Annotated in this window: 5 protein-coding genes; all 5 read left to right on the forward strand. The window is 47.4% G+C overall.

Annotation, left to right across the window (positions count from 1 at the left end; translation table 11 throughout):
• Positions 1–95: 95 nt before the first annotated feature.
• Complete coding sequence (locus tag L1271_RS24560) at positions 96–545, forward strand: 3TM-type holin (protein ID WP_235369048.1); 450 nt, start codon at positions 96–98, stop codon at positions 543–545.
• Positions 532–753 (forward strand): TraR/DksA C4-type zinc finger protein, encoded by a 222-nt coding sequence (locus L1271_RS24565; protein ID WP_235369049.1) that lies wholly within the window; start codon positions 532–534, stop codon positions 751–753. The genes L1271_RS24560 and L1271_RS24565 overlap by 14 nt, the downstream gene beginning before the upstream one ends.
• A gap of 2 nt (positions 754–755) precedes the next feature.
• Positions 756–1214 (forward strand): DUF2730 family protein, encoded by a 459-nt coding sequence (locus L1271_RS24570; protein WP_235369050.1) that lies wholly within the window; start codon positions 756–758, stop codon positions 1212–1214.
• Positions 1201–1452 carry a hypothetical protein gene (locus tag L1271_RS24575; protein WP_235369051.1) on the forward strand — a complete coding sequence of 84 codons (252 nt, stop codon included), beginning with the start codon at positions 1201–1203 and terminating at the stop codon, positions 1450–1452. Before L1271_RS24570 ends, L1271_RS24575 begins: the two co-directional genes overlap by 14 nt.
• Positions 1439–1683 (forward strand): VpaChn25_0724 family phage protein (locus tag L1271_RS24580; RefSeq protein WP_235369052.1); only part of this gene is annotated, 245 nt, incomplete at its 3' end. The genes L1271_RS24575 and L1271_RS24580, both read left to right, overlap by 14 nt.

The raw sequence follows: 1683 nt of genomic DNA on the forward strand, positions 1-1683 counted from the left end.
GTCTGTTTGTGAGACAGATATCCAGTGCCGACTAAACGGCCATAACACCTATCAACAAGTGCGACAGCGCCTTGCTGAGACATTTGGAGAGCGCCATGAGTGATTGGGTAGGACTAGGCACAGTGGTTAGCAATCTATTGGATGATGTTTTTACATCCGATGAAGAGCGGCAACAGCTTGCTAATGAACTTGCAAAAATCGACAACCAGCGCCATGCGCAGGTATTGGCCCTTGAGGGCAGAATTGTTGAGCTACAAGGGCAAGTGCTGGCTGCGCAATCTCAAATTATTACCGCTGAAGCCAAAGGCGAGAGCTTATTACAACGTTGCTGGCGACCTATCACCATGTTGACCTTTCTAGTGCTCATTGTGCTGGACTCGTTCGGCGTACTGGCGTTTAGGCTCAGCGAGCAAGCATGGGAACTGCTAAAGCTCGGCATTGGCGGCTATGTAATTGGGCGCACCGTTGAGAAAGCCGCCCCGGGTGTAAAAAGCATGGCTGCTTCAGCCATTCAAAATCTAAGGAAACCTAATGGACATAGCTGATAAAGCGCAGCAAATCATTGATAAGTCAATGAGCCGCAAACTAGCGGAGCACAGTAAACAATTTGCAGGCGCTGACGTAGACCTAGATAAATGCATCGAGTGCGGCATTGAAATACCACAGGCCCGCCGTGATGCCATTCACAACTGTAAAACCTGTGTTGATTGCCAATCGCTGATTGAGCGCAAACAACGAGTAAATGGAGTTTAACCATGTATGAGTTTTTTCAAAAATGGCAAACCGTGATTGTGTGGGCGCTCGGTGTGATGGGTGTATTCATCATGGCATTTTTGTATGTACGGTTCCCCTCACGCAAAGAATTTAACAGCTATAAATCAGCCGCCCAGCAACAGGTGAGCGACACGCAAACAAACGTGCAAAACCAGCTCAGCAAACATAAAACCGAGTTACACGAGCAACTGGGTGCGCACAAAAGCGAACTGCAAGAACAGCTAGCGGAAGTAAAACGTGCGGTGAGTGACGATGTACGTGAGCTTGAACGACGCATTGAAAAAATGCCTACAACCGACGACTTACACGACCTTGAGCTAAAAATTGAGCGACTAAACACCAACATTGAATCGGTAAAGCCGGGGCTGAGTAATGTGCAAAAGCTCACAGATTTACTGATGGAAAACGAACTAAGAGAGAAACGCAATGGCGATAGTTAATGACCAGTGCCTCTGTGGAGCAAAGGTGGTTGTGTTTACGGAAAGCGACTTGAAAAACCTCGCTTTCAAACATGAAGGTTTCCAAGTGATAAATGCCGAAGACCTAAACACCCCGAATGCCGAAACCTATTCACTTTTCAGCTGCGAGAACTGTGGCGAACCGCTCAGCGAAGTTGTTCCGTCGGTTATTGCTTTTTATCACCCATTACCAATAGGAAAAAATCATGGCGATGCATGAAGTTCAAGCTGAACACCAACGGATCAGCATTTTGATTGCGCTTAAAGAGTCTGCGGACTATGGCGCAAACACTAGCATGTTGCGAGATGTGCTGAAGCGTTATGGCCTCGGCTGTAGCCTCGACCAGCTTAAAACTCTGCTCAACTGGCTTGAGCAAAACGGCTACGTTAAAAACGAAAAGCTCAGCGAGAATACATGGGTTGCACGCATTACGAGCGCTGGTATTGATGT

The sequence above is a fragment of the Pseudoalteromonas sp. OF5H-5 genome, from assembly GCF_021530695.1.
Taxonomy (GTDB): Bacteria; Pseudomonadota; Gammaproteobacteria; order Enterobacterales; family Alteromonadaceae; genus Pseudoalteromonas.